The sequence below is a fragment of the Alicyclobacillus contaminans DSM 17975 genome, assembly GCF_000429525.1.
Taxonomy (GTDB): domain Bacteria; phylum Bacillota; class Bacilli; order Alicyclobacillales; family Alicyclobacillaceae; genus Alicyclobacillus_A; species Alicyclobacillus_A contaminans.
Genome location: NZ_AUCA01000005.1, coordinates 71,986 through 96,266, shown reverse-complemented (window position 1 = coordinate 96,266; position 24,281 = coordinate 71,986). Strand labels below are relative to the sequence as shown.

Genomic DNA, 24,281 nt, shown 5'->3' with positions numbered 1-24,281 from the left:
CTCATCTCCACTCATTTAGTTGAAGACGAATCGTCTGCCCCGTTGTTTGGAAACGCATGGGCTGCCAATTTCTTTATGTGATTGCGAATGTCCGAAGCCCATCCATCAATGAGCTCATAGAAACGCCGTGAGTCGCCAGCAAATAATGCCCGCAGGGCCTCTTCATAATGACTGAGATTCCCCGCCATGACTGTCATAAAGCGATAGGTCGCCTCCTGTGCTGCTCGCACCTTATCCTGGTTCTCACGGGCATGTCGAGCTTCATCAATAAGCCTGCGCAATGTGGCGGATGCTCCTCCAGGCTGGCTCTTAAGCCACTCCCAATGCCGTGGCAGTAACGTGACCTCCCCAGCCACAACACCCAGCCGAGGCCGACCCACACGACGAAGGGAGTCCGTGTCCGACTGAGGAATCGATGCAACGGCATCTGGATGCTGTGATAGTCGTTCTAACACGGCCTCTTTCGTTCCACGAAAATCAATTTCTATTTGCCTACTCGTAGAGTCATCAAAGATGAGTACCTGCGAGAGGTGGTGATGATTGATAGTATCTTTTACTTTCGAAACAACCTGCGCCAAGGGACCAGATGCGACGACGTGTTCGCCAAGAAAGGCTGTGCAGGGAGTGTCCATAAAACGGTTCATGGTCTACCTCCTGTGTAGGGGCTGCGCCATGTATTATACCCGGATAAAATTTCGGATTCAATATAATCCGGATAAAATGTATCGCGTAATACCCATCACGGATAAAACAGGATATAACCAGACAAACACACCCTTTCGCCCGCGCTGGCATAGCATGTTACATCCTGCATTGCAACACAGCCCGGAGGTGCATGCATCCTTGCTATCCCTTTCCTTGGCAATCGCTTCACTGGTGCGCGATGTCGCACTGGTGACCGGGTATGTCAACCAGTCCTTTCCACAGCCGCTCAGCAAACAGCAGGAGGCCGAATACTTCGCCCGCTGGCTGAAGGGAGACAGAGCAGCCTACCGAGCGCTGATTGAGCACAACCTGCGGCTCGTCGCGCACGTGGCGAAAAAGTTTGATTCATCCGGGATTGATCACGATGATCTGATTTCCATCGGGACCGTGGGATTGATCAAGGCCGTGGAGACATTTCAACCAACCAAGGGCACCAAGTTCGCAACTTATGCCGCTCGCTGCATTCAGAACGAAATCCTGATGCAACTGCGTGCGCAGAAGAAAACGCGCAGAGACGTCTCGCTGAACAGTCCCATCGGGACGGACAAGGAGGGCAACGAGATTACCATAGGAGATATCCTCGGTTCCGATGCGGACGGCACCGAGGAAGAAGTGAGCAAACGAATGGAAATCACCAATATGATGCAGTTGATGCGCATCCTGGACGGCCGTGAACGGCGCGTGATTGAACTGCGCTTCGGACTCGCGGACGGAAAGGAGTGGACGCAAAACGAAGTCGCGGACCTGCTCGGAATCTCCCGTTCCTATGTATCCAGATTGGAAAAACGCGCGCTGTTAAAGATGTTCCACCAATCGTATGCCGGACAGCGAAAGCGAAAGCCGTTTGTATATCGGCCGCAGGCGGATGACTGAACAGGTCACCCGCCCTGATTGGTGTCAAGGGCAAGATGATACAATTGTTCTGCCTGAGACTCGGTGACCACTGCGGCAGGCACAGCCTGGGTCGGTACGCCCGTCGCCCCCGCGAGCGGCGACAGGTGCACTGTCCAAGGCTGCAGTCCGGTGGGCGGCACCCGTACTTCCAGCGTCACCGCCGGCGCATATCCGTCCTTCGAAACCATCAAACCGAGCACCTGGCTGCCGTCGACGGTTCGCCAGTCGGGGAAACCGGAGGCGCGACACACAGCCTGCCCATCCGTCCCAGTCACCGTTCGACCTTCGATGACGCCGTTCACCAGCCAAACCACCTGTGCGCCCGCCACCGGACGCCCCTGCAAGTCCACCACAGACAATGAAAGCGGAGTTCCCGCCGCAATCACCCCATCCATTGCAGAAGCGCTGGACAACAGCCAATGCACGCCGTCCGCCCAAGCCGCGCGCGTGGCTGGCGAACTGTCCGGATTGACGCCGCTCCCCGTCATCCCCACCGCATCTTCTGCGGGCGCCTTGGCCTGCGGCAGCGTGACATCCACGACCTGTGAACTCCCGTACGCGAACACAGTCCCTTCAAAATCGACCTGCGGCACATATCCGTTCTTCCACACGACCACCGTCAGCGTGCCCACAGGTGGAAAATCCACTGTCGGCATGTTGTAGAACAGAGGGTTGGCCGGCAACGTCACATGGATGGATTCGGTTTGACCCGTGGCATCTGTTTTTCCCGTCGCCTGCACCTTCCCGGACCAAATCAGGGCCACCTGGGCATTCGCAATGGGACGATCTTGCGAATCTCGGACCTCCACCGTCACCTGCCCGGACACCACCGAATTCGAGACCATCGGCACCTCCGCGACGTTGTTTGGCGTAGGCGCAGGCGAGTGGAAACTCCATCCCGCAGTAGATGCGCTCTTGTTCGCGGGCGTCCACCCTTTCTGTTCGATGCTCCCGTTGGCCTTCCCGCTGCCCGCTGCAGACGCGGCGAGCGCTGTTGCACCTACGGATTGTCCGGACAACATGGCCGCTGTCTGCATGGTCAGGTTTTGTCCCACCGGCGGGCTGTCGCCGGACGCCGCCGATTGGGAGGCACCGGCGTTCGCAGCGGAGAAATTCGTACTCACACCGTTCACCGTGGCCGCGGTCCGGTTGGTGTTGGCCGGCGCCGCCTGTGGGCCCGTCGCGGAGGAAGTGGACGCGGCCGTCATCCTGCCGTCGGCACCGTGCGGCTGCCATTGCCAAAACCCGGCGAGGCCAGCCACCGACGGCACAACCGCCGCCACGCTGCCGGCAACCAGCCGGTTCCGGTAGCCACTGCGGGCGCGCCGTACCGCCCATGCGCCGACATTCGCCGCGGTCAACCGTTGCCTCACCTGAGCGAACGACGCTTCGGTCTGCGGTGGAACGGGTGTCACCAACGCCTCCACAATCTGGCCGTGCGCGGTGCGAGCCTCCTCCACGCGCGTTTGACAGCATGGGCACTTTTGCAGGTGCAGCGCGCGTTCATCAGAGATGGTCCATTCGCCATCCAGGTATGACCAAACGTCATCCCAATTGAGATGATCCATGCCGCTCCCTCCCCTGCAGTTTCTCCATCACCTTCTGCCGGGCACGGGACATTCTGGTACGCACCGCGCCAGGGCTCATTTGCAGCGCTGCGGCAATTTCCGTGTACTCCAAGCCGTGGACGTGTCTGAGCAGCAAAATTTCCCGATCCGGATGGCCCAATTCATCCAGCAACGCCATCAACTCTGTGGTCGATTCTTTCTGCAGCAGGGCCGCCTCGGGACCGAGATCCTCGCCCGCCCGCATTTCCGGGACCAGCTCCACCTGCTGAATGGCCCGTTTGGCCTGCAGGCGCCGCATCCAATCGTAACAATGATTTCGTGCAATCTGCGCCAGATACGCCCGAAAACTGCCGCCTCGAAACGCGGACATGGACTGGTACGCCTTGACCATCACTTCCTGCACCAGGTCGTCGACGTCATTGGGGCTTCTGGTGATATGATAAACGAGGTTGCGCACGAGCACTTCGTGCTCTCTCAAACAACCGTGTCTGCAAATCTCTTCTCCGCAGCCGGACTCGGAACAGCGCATAGCCTTTGCTCCTGTTCTATCTGAGATCACCCACTCCCCGACGTTCCGTCAGCATCAGAGACTCAGGAGCAACGCGCCACATGAATACAGACGCAATCTCCGTCGAGATGTTACAGGGGATGGCGGATTGGCCATCTGAAGAGGCCACTCCGTGTGGTATTCTTATTCTACCAAATTTGGCAGGGAGGAATAGGACAACATGATCCAGTCAACGGCCCGCCCCGACCCACGGCGCGTACGGAACAGATGGCTCCACGTCGGCGCGCTCGCGGTGCTCGGCATCCTTGTGCTCATCGCATACCCCGTGTGGTTGCGCGGCGCCGGTGTCTATTCCCTGGATGATCTCACGCATCTCAACCTGCCCCAGCGCATGCTGCTCGCCTGGTTTTACCGCCGAGGCGAGTTGCCGTTGTGGAATCCGTTCAACTTTGGCGGTCAGCCGTTTCTCGCCGCCGGGCAGTCCGGCCCACTGTACCTGCCGAACGCAGTGTTTCTATGGCTGCCGGCGGAAACAGCCCTGAAAGTGTCGTATCTCGGCCACCTCTGGCTGGCGGCCAGCGGTATGTACGCGGCAGTCTACCAACTGTTCCGCAGCCGTCTGGCCGGGCTGGTGGCCGGAACGTCGTTTATCACCTGCGGCTTTGTGCTGGGACACCAGATTCACACCCAGATGTTTGACGCGGTCTGCTGGCTGCCGGTGGTGTTCTGGCTCGCGCTGTGCGTGCTCCGGCGCGCCACCCCCGTCCGCGTGTGCGCCATGGGCGCCGCGTACGCGATGCAGATATACGCCGGTCATCCTCAGATCACGTTTTACACCGGATTGATTCTCATCCTATACACGGGCGTGCACGCGGCCCTGGGAAACCACGCGAAGGAATCGCTGCGCCCGCGGTTGGTTCGCTCCGCCTGGGTGCTCGGCGGCATGGGGATCGCCCTGTTGCTGGCGGCCGCCCAATGGCTGCCCACGATGCAACTCGTGACCTACTCCAGCAGGCAGCACGAGTCACCCGCGTTCCTGCTGTTTCTATCGATGTTGCCGCAGGCTTTGGCGCAATTTTTGAGTCCCTTTGGCAGTGGTGGTGGACCCGGCAGCCCAAATTGGAGCCAGGATACGTTTGCTGCGACCTTCGGCAGTCCGCTGCTCTGGGAATTCACGTGTTACGCGGGGATTGTGGTGCTCACGCTGGCCGCTGCCGCCTGCCTGTGCCTGTACCGCCGTGCTGCCATCGCGGCCCTCGGTCTGATTGCCGTCGTGGGAATTGGCCTGGCGCTCGGCGGATACGGGCCATTGAGCCTGGTTTTGGCGTATGTCCCTGGCTTCGATATGTTCCGCGTACCCGCCCGCTACGTGCTGTTGACCGACTTCGCGGTTGCGCTGCTGGCCGCTGCGGGCATCGCCTATCTGTCGACGGAAGATTCTCGCGACGGCCGGTTTCGCCAAACCGGCGCGATGGTCACCGGTGCGGCGGTGATTCTGTTGGCTGTCTGCAAATGGGCGCTCGGCTGGTCCAACCTGTCCCTGACCACGCTCGCTCTGAGTGAATGCCTGCTCGGCGTAACCCTCCTCGCCTGGCTATGGCGGGGACTGCGCCGGTGGCGCGCCGTGGTGCTCACCGGTCTGGCTGTGGTGGACTGTGTGGGGCAAAGCGTGTGCCTCTCCCGGTTTCCGCTCACGCCGACATCACCGCTCGAACAGACAGCGGCTGGGCCCGGCCGGTTTCTGTCCGAGCACCTCGGCGTTTCGAAGCCCTATCTCCGCGCCGCCGACCTGGGTACCGACACGTTCATGCAGGATCAGTCGGCAGCGTTCCAGATGCCCTTCTTGAACGGATACGACTCGCTGGTTCCCGCTTGGTACGACGAGTCCATCGGCCTGACGTGGAGCAATGCGCTCCTGCTCGGTCAACCGCGAGATTTGCTGGATGCACTCGACGTGCGCTACGTGCTCACGCCGGTCGGCATGCCCAACGCCCTGGCAACCGCCCTCGACGGGTCCCCCAGTTGGTCCACGGAGATCAAGCTGCCGACGGGGACGCAGTGGATGACCGTTGTACTGGCACCCTCTGCCACGGTGTCCGCGACCGACGGACCGCTGTATGCCATCACGATGGAGAACGGTTCACATCACATGACGGAATGGATCTTCGGTTCGCCGGATTTGAGCAGCACCATCCATATCCCGAGCGGATGGCCCCGCACGCCAACGCACATCACCATCCACTGTGAGAGTTGGAACCAGCCTTTCACCGTCCACCACCTGGTGCTCGGCGGCACAAGCGAGGTCACCATTCCCGTCCATGCCCGGTTGGCGCCGGCCGCGTGGTCGCTGGTGTACGCCGGATCCACTGTGGACATTTGGAAAAATCCAGATCCCATCGTCCCCGCTTGGCTGGCCCCATCGGTGGACACGCCCTTGACCAGGCTTCCCACATCGGTGCAGCAGGTTCACTGGGAGCCCAACGCATCCACCTGGCGCGTCTCGGCGAAGACGGGCGGATGCTTCGTCTTGTCGCAAATGTTCGATCCGAACTGGACCGCTCGCGTCGACGGCCATCGGGTCGCCTTGCAACGGGTGGGTCCGCCGAACGGACAGGTGTTGACCGGCGTCCCTCTGACGGCAGGCACCCATACGGTCTCCTTCTCGTATCATCCCGCCGCGTTCGAGCTGGGGGCCCTCGTCAGCGGAGTCAGCGCCATCGGTGTGGCGAGCGTATGGTTGGTCGCCCTGTATCGACGCAGGAGATGGTTCCGGTAACCGCCGGAACAGCGGCAGGGCCGACACCGCGTTCGCGGCGTCGGCCCTGTTTCTACGTAGTGAACCATTCAGGCTGCGGATTCAAGGCCCGTTCTTCGGCCATGCCTGCAGCGTAACGGAGATGTCCATGGATGTTCCATGGCGCAGGATGGACAGATGCACCACATCGCCCACCTGCAGAGAGGAAATGATGCTCGTCAACGATTCCAGGTCCGCCACCGATTGTCCATTGGCAGCTGTGATGATATCTCCATCTCCCACGGGCTTCTCGGCGCTGCCGGAATCTCCGTGAATCCCCGCACGCTGCGCCGGGCCGCCCTTGGTGGTGGTGATGACCAGCACCCCTTGGTTCACCGGCAGATGATACGTCTCCACCTCTTTCGGCGTGATATCCATACCGGTGATCCCAAGCCACGGATGATCCACAGCTTTGCCGGAAAGCAGATTTGGCAACACCTGCTTCAGCTTGTCAATGGGGATGGCGAAGCCAATGCCCACAGATCCTTCCACGGGGCTCTCGATGGCCGTGTTGATGCCAATCACCTGCCCACTGGCGTTCAACAGCGGACCGCCCGAGTTCCCAGGGTTCAGCGCCGCGTCGGTCTGCACCAATCCGCTGAGCAGCCGCCCGTTGTCAGTGGGCATGGAACGGTTCAACCCGCTCACAATGCCGGCCGACACGCTGGCCGTCAATTCAAACGGATTGCCTATCGCCACCACCAAATCCCCCGGATGCAGGGTGGAGGCTGTGCCCAGCGGAAGAGGCTTCACGTTGGCGGGCATGGGCGTGAGCCGAACCACGGCGAGGTCATCCAGCGCGTCCGTACCCACCACTTTGGCCTTGTACGTCTTCCCGTTGACCGACACGGACACCGAGGACTGGCCGTTCACCACGTGGTTATTGGTCGCAATATCCCCCGAATTGTCGATGAAAAAACCGGTTCCCACATCTTCCTGGAGGCCGTCCTTGGCGGCGCTTGTCCCGCTCACCGCCGTGATGGTGACAATGCTCGGGCGCGAGGCATCGTAAATTTGCGTGATCACGTTGTTGCCGAGTTCCGGCGGCACGGCGGACGGCTCGGATCCAGACGCCAATCCGTTCTGGCTGCCTTGTGTCGACGACGAATTACCACCGCCGCTCGCTGCGCTATCCAACCCGACGTACACAGTCCTCGGAAACCACGAGGCGCCCGCCAGAACGCCAATGGCAAAACAGACGGCGGCAGTCGCCACCAGCCACGGCCCTCGACTGGACCTCCGCGAAGATCCGAACGCCCAGTCCCCTTCGTCATGCCATCGCTTGGCCATCTGCATCCCTCCTGCACAAACCCAGTTCCTTCATCAAGAAGGACTGGATTTTCTCCAGCCTGTAGACGCGGTGCCACGGCTTCCCGTTCCTCGACATACCGTGGCTCTCGTCCGGAAATCGCACAAACTCGACCGGCACATTGCGGATCCGCAATGCCATGTACAACTGCTCTGCCTGTTCGATGGGGCAGCGCAGGTCGTTCTCCGCGTGCAGAATGAGAACCGGCACGTTCATCTCATCCGCGTAGCTCAACGGGGACATTTCCAGGTAGCGCTCGGGCGCCTGCCACGGTGTCACGCCGAAATCGTACAGGTCCTCAAAACCAACATCACAGGTTCCAAACATACTGTATTCGTTCACGCAAGCCCGCATCACCACCGCCGCCTGATATCGTTTGGTATGGCCAATGGCCCATGCCGCCATGTAACCCCCGTAGCTGCCGCCGGCAATGGCGAGTCGCGTGTGGGAGAGCGGAAACTGTTCCAGCGCCGCGTCCACAAAAGCCTCCAGATCCGCGAAATCAACGGTTCCCCAACGTCCCTGAATGGCGCTGCAGAACGCCTGTCCGTAGCCGAGGCTGCCATGGGGATTGCAGTACACCACGGCAATACCGGCGGCGGCCAAGCACTGAAACTCCAAAAAGAACTGCTCGCCGTACATGGCCATGGGTCCACCGTGGACCTGAACGACCGTGGGGTAGCCCTCCGTCGGCGGAGGATTGGGCGGCAGCAGAACCCACCCCTCCACCGAACCGTCCGGCGTCTCGCAGCGGCATTTCACCGGGGACGCCAGCATCACCGTGTCCAACCAGGCGCGGTTCCAATCGTACAGAGGTCGGATGGCAGGTCTATCTCCGGTGCCGAGCGGCACTTCCAGCATGTACAAGGCCCCGGGAGTCGTCGACTCCGCGCGAACGATGATGGCACTCGACGTGCGTTGATTCATGGAATAGGTTTGGACGCAGGCGTCGCCGTCCGTGACCGGCAGGCACGCTCCTGTCTCCACATCCACCCGCACCAACTGAGTGGTGCCGCGGGCACTCAGAAGACTGAACACGTGCTTCTGATCTTCGGACCACGTGAGTCCGCAGTGCTGCGTGCCGCGCATATCGGACAGAGACACGTCCGTGAATGCGGCGTCGAGTTTGGCCGTAAGGCAACGGGCAATCCGCTCCTCCAGGTCGTAGATCCAGACGTTCCACTGCGTGTACCCGCGAAATTCCTGGTTGTGCCCGTAAAAGGCGACGAAACGCCCGTCCGGCGATACCGCCGGCTGCGTCGCGAACGTCGGCGCGCCGTACAGGCGCTCCACAGCCTCTGGCGCCCGCGCGCTCGTCCCTCGCCCCGCCAGGGGAAGACGGTACAGGTGCTGGTTTCGCGTTTCGTCGGCATCCGGTTCCAGATTGCCTGCGAAGATGATGGCCTCCATGTTGGGCAGCCAATCAAAACTGTCCACGTCAAACGGACCTTCGGTGAGGCGTGTGACGGGGAACTCCACGTCCAGCTTGTTCGTCTGGTACGGGCTCGCCAGGGGACGCCGGTCACTGACCAGTCGTGTCAGGTCGACGACGTGCAAATGATTTCGCCGATCCCCGAAGTAACCCACACCATCTAACCGGTACCAGGCACGGCGAATGACCTTGACGTCCGCTGTATACCGTTCGCGCGGCGACTTCTCGCCGGGTGTCTTGTCGCGTGCGTCGACCGCATCCGCCCACTCCGGCACATTCGCCGTGAAGGCAATGGAACGACCATCCGGGCTCCACCGGAACTCGCGTACGCCTGTGGCCACGCCCGTCACCGGGATGGCTTCACCCCCCGACAGGGGCAGCACATACAACTGCGGCTGGTCGCCGTGTCGGTCTGACAGAAACGCCAACCAACGGCCATCCGGAGACCAGGCGGGCTGTGTGTCGGAATTTCCGCCCGCCGTCCACAGCGCCGCTTCGCCGCTGTCTGTGTGCACCTTCCAGATGCATGATCGCTCTCGGTTGTCCTCTGCGTCCAGGCGCGTCACAACCACGGCGGCCAGGTGTTGGGTGGGATGCTGAGCGACATCGCCAAGCACGTGAATTTCAAACAGATCTTCCGCAGTCACCCTTCGCTTGCCCACAGGTTCCCCCTCTTCCATCGGAGACATCGACATCGCGTGAACCCGCCCCCCCGGATCTCCGGTGCGCGTTCAATGCACCGGCTGCCGTTTGGCAAACCAGGCGTCCACCCGTTCCCATTCCGCCAACGAGCCACCGGAGGCAGCGGGTTCGGTTGCAGCGTCCAAGGCCCGCTGCAGCCGCTCCGCCCTGGCGTCCAGCACGGTGCGCAACGCCGTCGACACGCTCTCCCGCACCGATTGCGTCAATTGTCCGCAGGCCTGTTGGCAGGCGGTCATGGCCACCGGCTCCGCCGCTGCCGACATGGCCGCCTGCCCGCCCCCTTCGAAGAACTGTCGGGCAGAACTGAAGTGGCGAAACGCAGGTCGGAAGATCTGCCAGTCCAACCGCCCCCAGTCGGGCAGGTCGGGGACGGGAATCCGTCCGTCCGCCGCGTCCAGCGCCAGATACGGCAGGTCTTCCTCGGCCAATTGACGCTGCCAATCCGCACTCGCCGCCGCCACCGCAGCTTCCGCCTGACGCTGCGCCCGCAACCCAAACGTGCGCACTTCCGCTTCCACCGCCCGGCTCAGCGCTTCCGCCAGCTCAACAGCGGCCTCCTGCAGAGCCTGTTTATCCTGACCGGAAGCGCGAAAGCGACCTGGGTGAAAACACTCTCGAAACATCGCGCCAAAGCGAATGCGCAACCGTTCACCGATGTGAAACACGAGCTCATCCCACTCCGCCGCAAGCCGAGTGAGCTGCGCGTGCTTCCCAGCATGCAGCGCATTGCGCTCCTCCCCCAGAAACTCGATGAAGCGCGCAGCCGCCTGCCGTCGCTGCGCCGCCACCGCAGCATCCTGCTGCGACTGAAACCGACGAAGAGCCAGTCCCTGCGCCACCTGCTGCGCGATGGCGTCGAGTCCGCGCCGTACGGCATCGGCGGCCAATACGCCCTCCTGCTCGTGGAGAAACGTTCGAAGATCCTCCGCCAACTGGGGCAGACCAGAGTCCTGAATGATCTCGTCCACAGGAATGGGTGCGTCTGCCGCGAGCCCCCGCTTGTTCCGCAGGAAGGACGCAAAGGATGCCTGATCCGGCGATTTTCGATATTGTCCAGCTACGAATGCGAGTTGACTCGACACCTCGTACACGCGCGGCCGCGCAATTCCGAGTTGGCGGAGTTCTTTTTCCACGCGTTCACGAACCGCCCGACGCTCCTCGGCATCCGTCGCCAGGTCGACCGCGTTGATGACGACAAACAGCTTGTCCGTCCCGACAATGTCCTGCACCGCCGCCAGCTGTCCCAAAAACTCTTTGTCCGCCCTGGAAAAGGCATGGGTGTAATAGAGTACAAACAGGATGGCGTCCGCACTCTGCATATACCGAAACGCCACGTCCGTGTGGCGACGATGGATAGAATCCACGCCCGGGGTGTCCACCAGGATCATCCCCGTTTCCGTAAGCAAGGGGGCGTGGGTGAACAGGCTGACCTCCTGCACAAAGCAAGCGTATTGTTCCTCCGCGGTGAAGCGGCGCAAGCCTGTCTGATCCACGCGCCATGTCGTCCCGATGAACGGTTTCATTTCCGCGTAGCCGCGGGCAACCGCTTTGAGAAAACTCACATAGCGGCGAGCTGCCGGCGCGAACGCGCTCGGGCTGAGCCGTTCTGCCATGGCAATGGCTTCCTCCAGATTTTCGGCGTCTTGATGCAGCGCCACGAGCGATTGATGCACGTCCGTCCACAGCTGTTCCGCGGTTTTCGCCGTGACGCACGCCACCGTATCGTCCTCCGGCGGAGCCGCAGAGATCTGGGTGATGGCTGCGGTGGTCGGATTGGGCGAGACCACCAGTATTGGTTGTTCCAGGAGCGCATTGATGAGAGACGATTTCCCGGTTGAAAACGCTCCGAACACGGCGACCTGATGACGTCTCTGTCGAAGCTGTTCGCGCAGTTCGGCCAACTGAGCCATCGCGCCGGCCAGTTCCGGCAAGCGCGAGAGCTCCATCTCCGCCTCGTCAATCTGATTCAATAACACTTGCAGGTTGTGCGGTGCCGCCCGATTGGTCATGTGTTCCACCCCGGTTCTGTTTGACTTGTCAGCAGTTGGCGCAGCGGCGCCATGTATTGGCCGCAGGCGGCCGCCATGGCCGCACGCACCGACAACCAACGACTGACTGCCGCGTGGGCGGCTTCTGCCTTCTCCTTCTCCGTACGCTCGGATGCGGTGACGCGTGCCGCGTGCGCCTCCAACGGCGCTCGCCAAGCCTCCAGCAGGCCGTTCACCTGCGCCTGCACCTGGCTCTTGACCTGCCCGACCACATCTTTCACGTATTGATAGGGATACTGCTCTGACATCAGTGCCCCGGAGTTCACCGTCTGCTGACACAGCGATGATACGGCCGGCACGCGAATCTCCTCCACCGATTGCCGCATGGCCTCGTCTGCCCAGGCTGTCGTCTCCAGCCATTGCCGAAGCTGGCCCTGCAGCGGCCAGACCAGAAACTTTTCCGTTCGCTCGGACAGGTCTCGCACAAACGCCTCCAATCGTTGTGCCCGCTCCGCGTCGGTTTTTCGCTGGCCGCCGAAAAGGCCGCCGACTTTGAAGTTCGGCCGCTGCGATTCAACGTACAACCGTCCTTTTTCCGTGGTCTCGTACGGCGCGATTTGGGCCAACTGAATCTGTCTCCGCACCTCGTCCCCCAACGCCTCGAGCGTCTGCCGCAGCTGCGTGCGCTGTGCGTCCATCTGGGCTGTCAAACGCTGCAGTTCGCGTTCGGCGTCCGACTGAAGTGCCTGGGCCTCGTCCTCGTCAAACGGCACGTACCCGATGGTGTCATACAGCCGTTCTTCGGCTTGCGCCATCTCTGGGGCATGCTCGCCCGTCACAAACTGGCGCACGAGGGTATCGGCGGCGAGCAAGAGGCTCTTTCGGACAAGCTCGTCGCCCGTGGAAGCCAATTGTTCCAAATCCGCTTTCAATCGCGCCGTTTCGTCGTGCGCCGCATCCCGCGTCGACGTGTAGTAGATGCGCTCGTACGTCAGGCCGTGATCGCGAAACGTCTGCTCCACGCGGCGCTGAAACTCCGAAAACGGAAGTTCCCATTCGATGTGTTTGTCCACCTGGTTGATCACCAGGTACAGGGGCTTGCCGCTGTCCACGAACGCCCGCGCCAACTCTATATTTTCTTCGGACTCCACGTGTTGGTAGTCCATCACAAAGATGATCGCATCCGCCATGTGCAACGCCGCTTCGGTGGCCTCGGCATGGGAGGCATCGGTGGAATCCACGCCCGGAGTATCCAGCAGGACCAATCCCCGCGCCTCCACCTGCGTGCGAACCGCCGTCACTTCCGCCGTCGTCGGCACAGCTCCGGTCGCCAGATCCGCGTCAGCCACCAACGCGTTGATCAAACTCGACTTGCCGGCCGAAAATAAGCCGCAAAACGCCACGTACAGATCCTGCAGCCCGGTTGCCGCCCTGCGCTCCAGGTCTGCCACTTTATTTGCCAACGCCCACTGCTCCGCCTCAGCCATGGTTCCGCGGAGCGCGGCGAGTGCCTGTTGGAGTGCGCTATTGTCCACCATCGTTGTCATTCACGCATGCCTTCCTTTTTCCTGCTCACTTATCCACTTTCATCATTCCTAAAGTACCATATGCACATCGTACTGGCTACGTTTGTACCGCCCGACAGCGCGGCGGATCGCCTCTCCCCGCCCCTCGTCCCCATCACGCAATCTCCGCATCCGCCCTGTGCCAATGTCGAACAGGAATGGCGTGGTCGGACATAGTGTAGGGGTAGAGATACCGTGCGAAACGGAGGAGAATCCCATGCAGCTCAATACCGTGATTCGCCTTGGATCGCTCGCGTTCAACGTCGCACAGGACGAAAAGGTCCAACAGTTGTTTACGATGATTCACAAGGGCGCCAAGCGACGCGGCATGATTGGACCATGGCAGCCGCCCGCGCCGCCGCGGCCGCAGTCGACGCCCGCAGCTCCATCGGGGCGACATCCGGTGCCGTTTGCGCCGGTGGCTCACCCGGTGGCTCCCCTGCCGCAAGCGCCCGTCCCGCCGGCGGTGAGCAAGTACCTCACCGTGGACAACGCCAAGAAAGCGCTCAGTGTTGCGGGACAAATCACCAGCATGCTGATGAAGTGAAGCTGGCTGGCCACCTCCTCCGCCGTCGGGAGCATCGATGGGATGCGCCGGATATATACTATGGGAACGGAGCCATGGAGGAGGTTGGGCCACCTGCGTGAACAGAACGTTCCAAAAACCGCACCTCAATTCCTGTATCGATTGTTTCGCCACATCCTGCCGTTGGCCCGCGCCGAACTGCGTAAATGGACCGAACAGGCGGAAGCCATCCCCAACCGGTCACTCCGAGAACAGGCTCTGGCCAGCCTGCGACACAAGCGATTTCACGCGGACGGGGGCAGTGTCTACGCCGCCGTTCGACTGCCGCACGCGCCCCGCCTGACCCGGCTCATCGTCGCCATCCAGACCATCAGCGACTATCTGGACAACCTGTGCGATCGGTGCGGATCTTACGACGAGGCGGATTTCACGCAACTGCACCACGCCATGCGGGACGCCGTCCGTCCGGAAAATCCCGTGCGCGACTATTACGCTGCGCGCGGCGCGCTGGACGACGGCGGTTACCTAGCTGCCCTCGTACGGACGTGCCAAACCACCCTCGAAACGTTTCCCGGTTATCCGATGGTGCGTGACCGTGTCGAATGGCTGGTGGAGCGCTACTGCGAACTGCAGACCATCAAGCACATCCATCCGAATGCCCGGCGAGACCGTCTGATGGTTTGGTCGGAGCCGTATCAGAAACAGTTTCCAGAAATCTTTTGGTGGGAGTTCGCGGCGGCGACGGGATCGACCCTGGGCATGTTCGCCCTGTTTTTGGCGGCCACCCGACCACTCACGGTCGGCGATGCGGAACAATTGTTCCACATGTATTTTCCGTGGATCTGCGGCTTGCACATCCTGCTCGACTACCTGATTGACCTGGAGGAGGATTTTCGGGAGGGTGACTTCAACTTTGTGGCGTGCTACCCCACCGCGAGCGCCGCGAAAGAGCGCATCGCCCACTTCGCCCGCATGAGCGCCGAACGCAGCAAATCTGCGGTGGACGGTGTGCGCATCCACCGAGACGTGGTTCACGGCCTGCTTGGCATGTATCTGTCGGATGAGAAGGTGGGCCGGCAACACCTCGTGCGGCCTCATCGCCGGCTGGTCTGGAAATTCGGCCCAAACGCATGGATGTACTACGGCGCTTGCGTGCTGTACCGATTTGTGCGTTAAATGAAGGAGAATTCATTGAACGACTCCATCGTGACGCGAGAAAGGCTGAATGGAATGCCGGTGGTCTTTGTTCCTCTATTAATCGTGCACATTGGCGCCGTCCTCACCAAGCTGAGCGTGTTTTTCGTCGTACCGCGGCTGGACAGCGTGGAGCGGGTGCGTTCTTTTATTCGCCGGTTTCGCCCAGTGGAACGCACGTCCGACGCACTGCTGTGGATCACCGGGGCCGGACTGATTGCATTCACGAGTTGGCGGATGCTGCTGCAACCGTGGATGCTGGCATCCATCGCCCTGTACATCGTGGTGTTTTTGGCGGTCCGTTTCGCTCTCACCAAGGAACTGGAACAAATCGCCGCCTCGAAAAAGCTGTATGCGCGCGACGAACTGAAGAAACTGCGCACCAACAACTGGTGTGTTGGGATTCTCGCCGTCGTTCTGCTCGGCATCATCGCCTACCTGATGATGACAAAACCCTGATCCATGCCCTACGGGGTCTCGCGCCACCGCTCAATGGTCACGGATACGTTGGCGAGCGGGCCTGGGATGGGCGCCGACGGCTTCTCCACCGTCACCCGAACACCGCAGAGGAGCGGAAAATCGCGCAGCAGCGCGTCCGCGATGTCACCCGCGACTTTTTCCAACAAGCTGCGCGGTGGACCGGCGAGCAGCGACTGCACCACGGTGTACACCTCGGCGTAGTTCACGGTGTCTTCCAGTCTATCCGACGCGGCCGCCCGCTGCAGATCCAAAAACAGTGTCACGTTGGCTGAGAAGCGCTGCCCCAATCGCCGTTCCTCCGGCAGCGCCCCGTGGTATCCATAAGCAACAATCCCCGCCAGATGAATCGCATCGGTCATCGTAACTCCCCCCTCTCGCCGCTGGTTCATGTCCACCAACCGGCTGTGTCGCCGTCCCACAGCCGCGCTGTGGATGCCCGGTGCGCAATCAGCGCTGGATCTTCCGTCATCCGCAAAAAATTGCTCACCGGCAGCGCGCCCAGTTCATGCTTTTGGCAAAACTTATCCAGCACCGCAGCCATGACGGCGGGATTGGCGGATTGATTTACGCCTTCTCCGACATATGCGTAGAGCGTATCCGCAACGGGGACGCGGACGAGCGATCCCGTCTGTGCCGAGCGGAGCAGCCAATCCCAATCCCAATAATGGGAAACGGCCGGATCGAACCCGCCCAACGTCCGATGCAGTGACCGAGGGTACAGCACACTGGACGGAACGACGGGGTTGTATTGCCGCAGCAAACGATCGGCACTGCGCCAAGCAAAGAACCGCCTGCCTGTGACCCGCGCTGTCCCGTCCGCCAGGTGCAGCTGCACAATTTCAGCGTCGGTGTACGCCACGGCCGCCGCGGGATGATTCGCGAGGGCGCGTGTCAGCCGTTCCAGATGGCCCGGCAGCCATCGGTCGTCGTCGTCACAGATGGCAATCCACCGGCCTGTGGCCATCTCCAACGCTTGATTGCGCGCCTCCACCTGCCCGTAATTCCGCACAAGATTGGTATACCGCACGGGAACACCGCGAATTCTCCGCACCACCGGATCTATCGGCTCTCCGCCGTCGTTGACCACACAGATTTCCAAATCCACGGAATCTGCCTGATTCGCCACTGCGTTCAAACACAACGCTAGGTCCTGCAAGCGGTTGTACGTGCAAACCAGGACGCTCACCGATGGCACAGCAGTCCCTCCTTCCCCCGTGCATTCCGTTCAGAGTTCACTGGCATTCCCAGTCACGCCACGCTACAATACATGATAACACGTAGCCTGCGGTATGCGGCGTGAATGGAAGGGGGGGCCCGTCACATGACGCAATTGCATACATACACAGTCCGCGGAGAATGGTCCGGAGATCGCCATGGAACAGGCCATGTGTCCGGAGAGCGCCTGTCCAGCGCACTGAGCGTTCCAACCAACCTGGGTGGACCGGGCGTTGGAACGAACCCGGAGGAGTTGCTCCTCAGCGCGGCGAACGGATGCTATCTCATCACGTTGGCCATCCTGCTGACCAACCGCAAGGTTCCGTACACACGCCTGGAACTCGAGTCGGAAGGATTCGTGGTCAACGATCGCGGCCTGCGGTACGACCGGATTGAGCATCGCCCGACCATCCACGTTGCACCCGGCACGGATGTCGAGCAGGTGGAAGTGTACGCGGAACAGGCGGAACATGCCTGCATGATCTCCAGCGCGATTCGCGGAAACGTACGGGTCACCGTCGTTCCCCGCGTTGTCGTGGAAACATCCAGCAATGCCTGATACGGCCGAACCTGAGCGTAAAGCATTGGACACAGGATGCATGACGCCCTCCCGAATTCCCATTGATCTCGGGGGGGCTTTTTGTGTCCGCTTTCGGCGATATCACGCCGCCGACCGGATGGCCCCGTTGGAAGCCGAGAGAAATCGCAGGGTCCCCAGGGACCCTCGTTCATCACCCGGCGAATGGGCAGATCATTCATCATCCGCCGCCAAATGTTCCTCCGTATCGACCATGGTGCGGACGCTCTGTCGCTCGAGAGCCGCCGCCACTTCCGCACCGAACAGCATCAGGATGCTTCCGACGTAAATCCAGAGCAACAGGAGGATCACCGCCGTCAGCGTTCCGTAAATCATCTGATAATGAATCAGGTGGTTCGCATACCACACAAACAACTTGCGGCCCAAATCCATCAGCAGGGTGGCCACCAGTGCGCCTGGAATCACGTATTCCCAAGCCGCCCTGCGCGAAGGCAGATACCTGTAGAAAATCAGGAAACTGACAAACAGGGATACCGGGAACAGCACGCGAGACCAGGCGTGCAGAGACGGAAACCACCAGACATGCTTGAGACTGATGAAGCGAATATGCTCCAAAGCCGGATACAATGTGGTGACCAGCGCTGACCCGATGGCCATCAGCAATAACACCATAATCATGAAGAACGAGATCACGCGGCGAGCCAAAAACGACCGCTGTTCCCGCTCCCAAATCACATCCATAGCTTGCTGAACCGCGAGAAACCCGCTCATGGCAGACCAGGTCAGCGTCAACGCGCTGAACACGCCCACCTGTTGTCCCACGTCGGACAGGGCGATGATTCGCGAATCAATCATTTGAACCATCGGGTTGACCTGTCCAGCCTGCGGCAGTGCCGGGAAGAACGGGCTGGTCAAACGCTGCAGCAGATATGAGATGTCCGATTTCGGAACCAGCGCAGACGCGGCGAAAATGATCAGCACCAACAGCGGAAACAATGAAAAGAACGCATAGAACGTAATAATGGCCGCCAGGGACGTGATATCGTGCCGAACGATACCGGCCCCCAGCCCCAGCACGTACTGCCCCGCTCGATGCATCCATCCGCCTCGTTTGAACATGTGGCCCACCTCCCGACGCCGCAGGATTAAAAATCCTCCCAGTATCCATCCCTTGCGCCTTCCAAATCCTTGCGCGCGGTCAAACCGAAATGCCAATCCGGCGGAGACTGCCCGCGAAGCTATCCGGCAGTGGCGCCTCCACGACCATGGGTTCTCGCAAATAGGGATGATAAAAAGCCAGCGTCTTTGCATGCAACGCGAATCCTTGTCCAGCAGGCCAGCCAGCCGCAACCAATCCCCCGTACAGGGTGTCGCCGACGATGGGGCAGCCGATGGACGACAGATGCACCCGAATCTGATGGGTTCTGCCCGTGGCCAATCGACATTCCAACAGGGACAGATGGCCGCCGCCGACGGTCACCGTACCGAGCGTGCGGTACAGTGTCTTCGCGGGTTTACCCGTGCGCGAGACGCGGTACCGGCCGGACACATGCCGGTCGCGTCCGATAGGCTGGTCAATGACGCCTGTTTTATGGCGCGGCTTGCCCAGAGTCAGCGCCCAGTAAATCCGTTCAATTCTGCCCTCTGTGAGCAGTGCATCCAACGCGCGTGCGCTGTAACTGTGTTTCGCGTACAGCACGGCGCCGGTCGTATCCTTGTCCAGGCGATGGACGTGGCGTACTTTCCGCAGCTGTCCGCTCAGTTCGTAGTACCGTGCGACGCGCAGTCCGAGCGTATCCACATCGGACTCTGATGAAGGATATATAATCAGACCGGCCGGTTTATTCATCACCATCGCGTGTTCGTCTTCCCACAGAGGGGATGCGGCCGGCACCGAGGCGTGCATGGGCGAACCGAGGCCGTACGGTTCGTCGACTCCGCCCAGCAAACGCACGGTCAACGGCCGTGTGATCACCAACTCGGGCGACGCGGGCTGCCGTCCCACCTGCACGCGACCCTCCGCAAACAGCCGTTTCGTGTAGGCCCCGGGCAGCCACATCTCGGTCTGCAGCGCCGCGGCCAGCGTCTGTCCCAGCCACCGGCTGTCCGTAGCGATGGCGAGGCCGTCACCCGCGATCCGGACTTCCATGCCGCTCCCTCCTACTCTCCATCATCGCCGCGCACTGCCGCATTCTATGCAGTGCGTCCACCGCGCAGCCGCTTCATAAAAAGAGCGTGGTGGCAGAGCCACCACGCACCCGGCTTGCGCAGCCCAACTTAGTTAGTACGCTTCCACGTACTCCACTTCAGGAACCTGCGCCTTGATGGCGCGCTCGACGCCCATTTTCAGAGTCATCACGCTTGCTGGACATCCGACGCAACTGCCCGTCAACGCCACGTACACGGTTTTATTGTCATCGTCGTAGGAAACGAACTCCACATCGCCGCCATCCTGTTGAATGGCTTCCCGGATTCCTTCCAACGCCTCTTGAATACGACGCTCAATCGACATGATTGAATCCCTCCATGTCAAGCATACACCGCACATTGGTGAAACCACAAGCGGGTGATGGTCATAAATGCGAAAATGCGCACTCCATTCGGCGCGCACGTTTTCGGAGCATGCGCACATAGGATGGGAATGAACCCGTACTGCGATGCAAGGACGGTGATTGTCCGTGACCAAATTTTCGCGCCTGCAGTGGATTCCCATGATAGTGAAAGCATACAACGAAGCCCGAGAGCGCACACTCCCGAAGCCGACAGAAACCGTGCACAACATCTCCAGTGCCTCGCCGCCCGCTTCGGCGCCATCCAATCTGCGCAAGCAGGGTGCCAAGAACCGCAGATCCAACGCTGCCACACGGTCCACATCGGCGGGGAGCCGGCGAAACCACGGCAGCCATGCCATCACCGACGCACCGTCGGAGGCGGCCTATGACCGCGTGATTCAGGAGCTGCGCGATGCCAAGTCCAAACTAAACCAACTCGAAACCATTCACCAGCGCCTGGAACTCATGCAGGCCCGCATTGAACAACAATTGAATGAACTGCGCGAGCAGTTGCATCCCGGACAGCCACCCGCGAGGAATGACAGCACAAAGCCGAATGGGCGCACGGAACGATCCGCACGTGCGCCGGATCCACCGCTGGACCTGTGACAGCCAAAGGCTGCCACGTTTGTGCGCGCGCCGCTGTGCACATACTGTCCAATATGTGAAAGGAGGGACAGCCGTGAGCAAAACGGCACTGGTCCTTGTCATCGTCGGTGCACTCAACTGGCTGCTCGTCGGTCTCTTTCAATTCGACTTGGTGGCATCGCTGTTTGGTGGACAAGCGTCACTGGTGAGCCGCATCATCTACACCATTGTAGGGCTGGCTGGCCTCTATGCCATTTCGTTCTTATTCAATGATCGCCGAACCACCATCTAGGAGCGTGTCCGAGCATTCGATTTTCTCGTATAAAATACTCATGACGCTGCATATCGTCGTCGCTTTTACTCAGCGTTTCGCATGAACATGCAGTAAATTTGATTACTCGGACACGCTCCTAGTCCGTCGGATTTCCATACCCGGCGCATCTCCGCAGGCTGCCCCTGGTGAACGAATCATGGCCACTTCGCCCGGCGCATGGGGCGGTTCACGCGGTGTTGAACGCCTTCTATGCACAGCACCGTATCCGGGTGAATCACCTCGGCTTGGACCGTCCCGTGTTCTGATAGATGAATTTCCGTGGCCCCACCCAGTTCGGAGCCAATTTCCCGTGCCACGACCGATGCGGCGCTCGCCATGCCCCCGAGAATGATGCCGCCGGAACCGCGTGCCTCAATCGCGCGCCCCGCCTCCATCCGGCATTGATAAAATCCTTTTTGCCTTGCAGTAATGCTTCCGCTGGCGGATAGAACAGAGTTTTGCGCATAGCGTACCTCGATGTCCGCAATATGGTGCTCTCCGTCCAGCAAGCGGTCGCACTGGACGCGAAGCTCGTCCAATTTCTGGCGAAGCTCATGGGCCCCTTGGGCCAAGCGCAGGCGACCAGGGGAAAAATCCTGTTGAATGCGCTGCACCAGCGCAACCCACTGCGCGTGCACGGCGCCGTTGTGTCGCGTCAGCCAATCCGCCAGCTGGTTTGGCCAGCTCTGGAACGAAACATACTTGTCAGTCAGCAGCCGATCGCAGACCGCGCCAAATGAAACGTGGGCTCCGCGTTGACGCAGCGCTTGCTCCACCTGTTCCGCGCCGAGCACGAACTGCTCGGCTTCGGCCGTAAAGCTAGACAATTTTTCGCGGAGGTCCTGCTGCACGGCTTTCCCCATGCCGGCTCTCAGCGTGGAGGCAAACACGCCGCCGGTTACAACAATCCCCGCTTCCCCACTGATTTTCGCACCGCTGACGGAGCCCCCAACGAACACGCAACCGCCCGCGACAACCTGAACTCCCTCGAGGACGTCGCCGCGAATGACCACATCTCCCGGAAAGAACAAGTAACCGTCGGCCGCTGCCAGGCTTCGCTCGTGCACCAAAGATTCCACCACGTCGATCCAGCCCGGATTATACACCACTCGACCCGCGCGCAACGCGCGCACCACGCCGTCCGGCTGCAGCTCGACACCACTCCCGAGCCGCGGCGTCCGTTCAGGCAAGGGGGGTGGCATGAGGATCCGACCGGTGACAGTCTGCCCGGGTACTCCCGGCCGAGCCGGGCGGTACACCGCCACGGCTTGTCCCGATTCCACAGCCAAAACGGGTTGCAACGAATAAATTCCAGCCATCTGGGGCAGTTCGGCCGGTTGCGCGGAGAGGTCGTAGCCGGCGGGATCTCCAGGCTGCGCCGGCACGCCCCTGGCACAGATGCATTCACCGGACGAACGGCGTGCGGCCAGCTGCATCACCGCAGTCTCATCTATGTGATGCGTCACGCCGGCTTGCGCAATGGCGGATCGAAGTTCCGCAAACTCAAACGGAGCCACCGGCACCGGTTGCTCCACGACCTCCAGCACCACTTCGGCCGCAGGCCCCTGGGGTCGCAACGTTCTGAGCACGCCCGGTGTTAGCGTCACCTTCAATGTAGCGGTCAGTTGATCACGCGCCACCTGGACGTCGGCGAGTCGCTGAGGAGGCGTTTGACTCAGCCGGACGGTCACCTGGTCCCCGTCCGCAATCGCATGTCTGCCCACAATCCGTACACCATTTTGCAGCACCTCGATGAAATCGTTTACCGGAACCACCAGATGCGCGGGCGCCGCGCCAACTCCCCCCTGGATCACAGAAATCTCCTGAGATCTGACAAGCAGCTTCGTCTGTGCGAAGTTCGTCATGACATCCCTCTTCCCCGATGCAACTCTGTCCTCATTGTAGACCAAAAGCCTCAGGAAAAAGAGAGGGCGCCTTGCGTCGGCGCCCCAGTCGATGCGTGCACGGGCCACACGGCTGCGCCGCTTCGTTCAGTACCAAGGAGCTTCGGGAGGTATCGGCTGCGACATCGCGCGCGGACTGGGTGTCTGCCCCGCATTTGCGGCGCGTAGAGATTTGCGAAAGCACAGCGTGGTGGGGGTCACCGGGTACGCCTCCGTAAACCCGAGCTTGCGCGTGAATGACAAGCTTTTCTCATTCCCCGTCTGCACATACACCTCCAAGGTGTGAACGCCCATGCGCAACGCCTCTTCCTCCAGGTGGCGCATCACTTTGGAGCCAATGCCGCTCGCCTGGTGCTTGGGATCTATCACCATCGCGCTGATGTGCATGGTGCCGTCGGGATTGACGAGATACGAGTAATAACCGATTCGCCGATCCCCCTGTTCCACAACCACAGTGGGAGCACCCGACTGCAGGTACTGTCGAAACTGCGCGCGGGGAAACGGCTGCCCAAACGCCTGTTGATGCACGGTCGCCAATTGACTCTCGGTCAACTCCACAATGAAGTCATCATCCTCTATGGAACGTGGGCGAAACCGCAGGGGTGCCGTCGGCTTCGCCTCGCCGACCGCCACGCTCTTTGCCGTTTTCTTGCCCTTGGCGCGCGGCGTGGTCCGGGATTTTCTTCCTGGTTTCGACATGGTCGCAACCTCCTTCTCTCATGACCCATCACCCTAACCTATGCATTGGCCCAGGTGAACGCCATCCGTGCAATGTTTGGAGAAGGATGACCAGGAAGGAAAATTCATCTGCCCCAGTTTCGTGGACTGACCGCCGGTTTGATCAGGTACGGTGACACTGCGGATCGACACAACAATAAATACACAGCATCCGCAAACCGGATGCTGTGGCGCTTCGGACGGGCTCGCCGTCCTTCTTCATTTGTTTTTCGATTTGGACGTTTGGTCCTTCCCTTTTTTCGGATTGGACTTGTCCGATTTGGCGTCCGACTTCTTGCTCTTGACCGGCGCCGGAGCGTGCACATAACCAATGTAGTTGCCGGCGATGTCCATCTTGTACTTGTGATTGGGTTGAATCTTGTCGTACTCCGACTTGGTGGTCTGGAACGTCATGGTGTGCATCTTGCTCATTTGAATGCCGCGGACCGCTTGGGATACGCTGATGCGCCCCACCACTTGATACGTCTTGAAGCGGGCGTACTTCATCCACTTGGATTTCGGACGTTCCTTCACAATCTTTTTGTTGAGAACGAACACTTCATGCCGTTCCTTGGCGGCATTGTACTGGGCATCAAATTCCTTTTGCCGCTTGCGCGCGTACAAAAAAACCAGGACGTACGCGACAATCAAAACCACGATAATCGCAATTGTGACAATCCAGGAAAACAAATGCATCTTCCCCCTGACCGGTGCCCATCATCGACAAAGTGGGATGTGTCGCAGCGCAATGCTGCGGAAAACCTTCCCGTACAATCACGCACGGTTCAT

The 24,281-nt window shown here is 60.6% G+C and carries 23 protein-coding genes; 8 read left to right on the top strand and 15 right to left on the bottom strand.

The window, feature by feature from the left end; genetic code table 11:
* Nucleotides 1-11: 11 nt before the first annotated feature.
* Nucleotides 12-644 carry a DUF2239 family protein gene (locus tag G463_RS18585; RefSeq protein WP_035485495.1) on the bottom strand — a complete coding sequence of 211 codons (633 nt, stop codon included), beginning with the start codon at nt 642-644 and terminating at the stop codon, nt 12-14.
* 199 nt (nt 645-843) lie between these two features.
* Between G463_RS18585 and sigK the strand changes: the two genes are divergently transcribed.
* Nucleotides 844-1,578 carry an RNA polymerase sporulation sigma factor SigK gene (sigK, locus tag G463_RS0103640; RefSeq protein WP_026974094.1) on the top strand — a complete coding sequence of 245 codons (735 nt, stop codon included), beginning with the start codon at nt 844-846 and terminating at the stop codon, nt 1,576-1,578.
* A 5-nt stretch (nt 1,579-1,583) separates the two neighbouring features.
* Here sigK and G463_RS0103635 read toward each other — a convergent pair whose 3' ends face one another.
* Together G463_RS0103635 and G463_RS0103630 are read right to left on the bottom strand one after the other, a co-directional pair.
* Complete coding sequence (locus G463_RS0103635; RefSeq protein ID WP_026974093.1) at nt 1,584-3,167, bottom strand: carboxypeptidase-like regulatory domain-containing protein; 1,584 nt, start codon at nt 3,165-3,167, stop codon at nt 1,584-1,586.
* Nucleotides 3,145-3,696, bottom strand: a complete 552-nt coding sequence (locus G463_RS0103630; RefSeq protein ID WP_026974092.1) for an RNA polymerase sigma factor — start codon at nt 3,694-3,696, stop codon at nt 3,145-3,147. Before G463_RS0103630 ends, G463_RS0103635 begins: the two co-directional genes overlap by 23 nt.
* Nucleotides 3,697-3,895: 199 nt before the next feature.
* Between G463_RS0103630 and G463_RS0103625 the strand changes: the two genes are divergently transcribed.
* A complete protein-coding gene (locus G463_RS0103625; protein ID WP_026974091.1) occupies nt 3,896-6,451 on the top strand; it encodes a YfhO family protein in 2,556 nt (851 codons plus the stop codon).
* Nucleotides 6,452-6,532: 81 nt separating this feature from the next.
* On the opposite strand, the gene G463_RS0103620 is transcribed toward G463_RS0103625, so the two are convergent.
* The 4 genes from G463_RS0103620 to G463_RS18575 form a co-directional block, all read right to left on the bottom strand.
* The gene (locus G463_RS0103620) at nt 6,533-7,759 is read right to left on the bottom strand and encodes a S1C family serine protease (RefSeq protein WP_084171187.1); all 1,227 of its coding nucleotides are present in this window, start codon (nt 7,757-7,759) and stop codon (nt 6,533-6,535) included.
* Nucleotides 7,740-9,872 carry a S9 family peptidase gene (locus G463_RS0103615; RefSeq protein ID WP_035485492.1) on the bottom strand — a complete coding sequence of 711 codons (2,133 nt, stop codon included), beginning with the start codon at nt 9,870-9,872 and terminating at the stop codon, nt 7,740-7,742. Before G463_RS0103615 ends, G463_RS0103620 begins: the two co-directional genes overlap by 20 nt.
* Before the next feature lie 69 nt (nt 9,873-9,941).
* Entirely contained in the window at nt 9,942-11,921 is a 1,980-nt protein-coding gene (locus G463_RS18580; RefSeq protein ID WP_051321891.1) for a dynamin family protein, read from the bottom strand.
* A complete protein-coding gene (locus G463_RS18575; RefSeq protein ID WP_051321890.1) occupies nt 11,918-13,447 on the bottom strand; it encodes a dynamin family protein in 1,530 nt (509 codons plus the stop codon). Before G463_RS18575 ends, G463_RS18580 begins: the two co-directional genes overlap by 4 nt.
* A gap of 235 nt (nt 13,448-13,682) precedes the next feature.
* On the opposite strand from G463_RS18575, the gene G463_RS21555 reads away from it, so the two are divergent.
* From G463_RS21555 to G463_RS0103590, 3 genes are all read left to right on the top strand, one after another.
* Complete coding sequence (locus G463_RS21555; protein WP_051321889.1) at nt 13,683-14,012, top strand: hypothetical protein; 330 nt, start codon at nt 13,683-13,685, stop codon at nt 14,010-14,012.
* 84 nt (nt 14,013-14,096) lie between these two features.
* Nucleotides 14,097-15,167 carry a tetraprenyl-beta-curcumene synthase family protein gene (locus tag G463_RS0103595; RefSeq protein ID WP_245575676.1) on the top strand — a complete coding sequence of 357 codons (1,071 nt, stop codon included), beginning with the start codon at nt 14,097-14,099 and terminating at the stop codon, nt 15,165-15,167.
* A gap of 15 nt (nt 15,168-15,182) precedes the next feature.
* On the top strand, nt 15,183-15,644 hold the full coding sequence (locus tag G463_RS0103590; RefSeq protein WP_051321888.1) for a DUF2269 family protein: 462 nt from the start codon (nt 15,183-15,185) through the stop codon (nt 15,642-15,644).
* Nucleotides 15,645-15,652: 8 nt separating this feature from the next.
* Here the strand turns inward: G463_RS0103590 and folB are convergent, their stop codons facing one another.
* Entirely contained in the window at nt 15,653-16,024 is a 372-nt protein-coding gene (gene folB / locus G463_RS0103585) for a dihydroneopterin aldolase (RefSeq protein ID WP_026974086.1), read from the bottom strand.
* 26 nt (nt 16,025-16,050) lie between these two features.
* Nucleotides 16,051-16,860 (bottom strand): glycosyltransferase family 2 protein, encoded by an 810-nt coding sequence (locus tag G463_RS0103580; protein ID WP_026974085.1) that lies wholly within the window; start codon nt 16,858-16,860, stop codon nt 16,051-16,053.
* Between the two features lie 126 nt (nt 16,861-16,986).
* On the opposite strand from G463_RS0103580, the gene G463_RS0103575 reads away from it, so the two are divergent.
* Nucleotides 16,987-17,439 (top strand): OsmC family protein, encoded by a 453-nt coding sequence (locus G463_RS0103575; protein WP_026974084.1) that lies wholly within the window; start codon nt 16,987-16,989, stop codon nt 17,437-17,439.
* A 192-nt stretch (nt 17,440-17,631) separates the two neighbouring features.
* Here G463_RS0103575 and G463_RS18565 read toward each other — a convergent pair whose 3' ends face one another.
* From G463_RS18565 to G463_RS0103560, 3 genes are all read right to left on the bottom strand, one after another.
* Nucleotides 17,632-18,537 (bottom strand): YihY/virulence factor BrkB family protein, encoded by a 906-nt coding sequence (locus G463_RS18565; RefSeq protein ID WP_051321887.1) that lies wholly within the window; start codon nt 18,535-18,537, stop codon nt 17,632-17,634.
* A gap of 79 nt (nt 18,538-18,616) precedes the next feature.
* Nucleotides 18,617-19,567: an RluA family pseudouridine synthase gene (locus G463_RS0103565; protein ID WP_026974083.1), complete on the bottom strand. Its 951-nt coding sequence runs from the start codon at nt 19,565-19,567 to the stop codon at nt 18,617-18,619.
* 132 nt (nt 19,568-19,699) lie between these two features.
* Nucleotides 19,700-19,930, bottom strand: a complete 231-nt coding sequence (locus tag G463_RS0103560; RefSeq protein ID WP_035485489.1) for a NifU family protein — start codon at nt 19,928-19,930, stop codon at nt 19,700-19,702.
* Nucleotides 19,931-20,096: 166 nt separating this feature from the next.
* Here G463_RS0103560 and G463_RS0103555 point away from each other — a divergent pair, with 166 nt between their 5' ends.
* Nucleotides 20,097-20,579, top strand: coding sequence for a hypothetical protein (locus tag G463_RS0103555; protein ID WP_156900079.1), 483 nt, complete (start codon nt 20,097-20,099; stop codon nt 20,577-20,579).
* A gap of 73 nt (nt 20,580-20,652) precedes the next feature.
* Complete coding sequence (locus G463_RS0103550; protein ID WP_026974080.1) at nt 20,653-20,850, top strand: DUF378 domain-containing protein; 198 nt, start codon at nt 20,653-20,655, stop codon at nt 20,848-20,850.
* Nucleotides 20,851-21,026: 176 nt separating this feature from the next.
* Here the strand turns inward: G463_RS0103550 and G463_RS0103545 are convergent, their stop codons facing one another.
* From G463_RS0103545 to G463_RS18555, 3 genes are all read right to left on the bottom strand, one after another.
* Nucleotides 21,027-22,736 (bottom strand): FapA family protein, encoded by a 1,710-nt coding sequence (locus G463_RS0103545; protein WP_026974079.1) that lies wholly within the window; start codon nt 22,734-22,736, stop codon nt 21,027-21,029.
* Nucleotides 22,737-22,862: 126 nt separating this feature from the next.
* A complete protein-coding gene (locus G463_RS18560) occupies nt 22,863-23,474 on the bottom strand; it encodes a GNAT family N-acetyltransferase (protein ID WP_051321886.1) in 612 nt (203 codons plus the stop codon).
* A gap of 237 nt (nt 23,475-23,711) precedes the next feature.
* Nucleotides 23,712-24,182 carry a hypothetical protein gene (locus G463_RS18555; protein ID WP_156900078.1) on the bottom strand — a complete coding sequence of 157 codons (471 nt, stop codon included), beginning with the start codon at nt 24,180-24,182 and terminating at the stop codon, nt 23,712-23,714.
* Nucleotides 24,183-24,281: the final 99 nt, after the last annotated feature.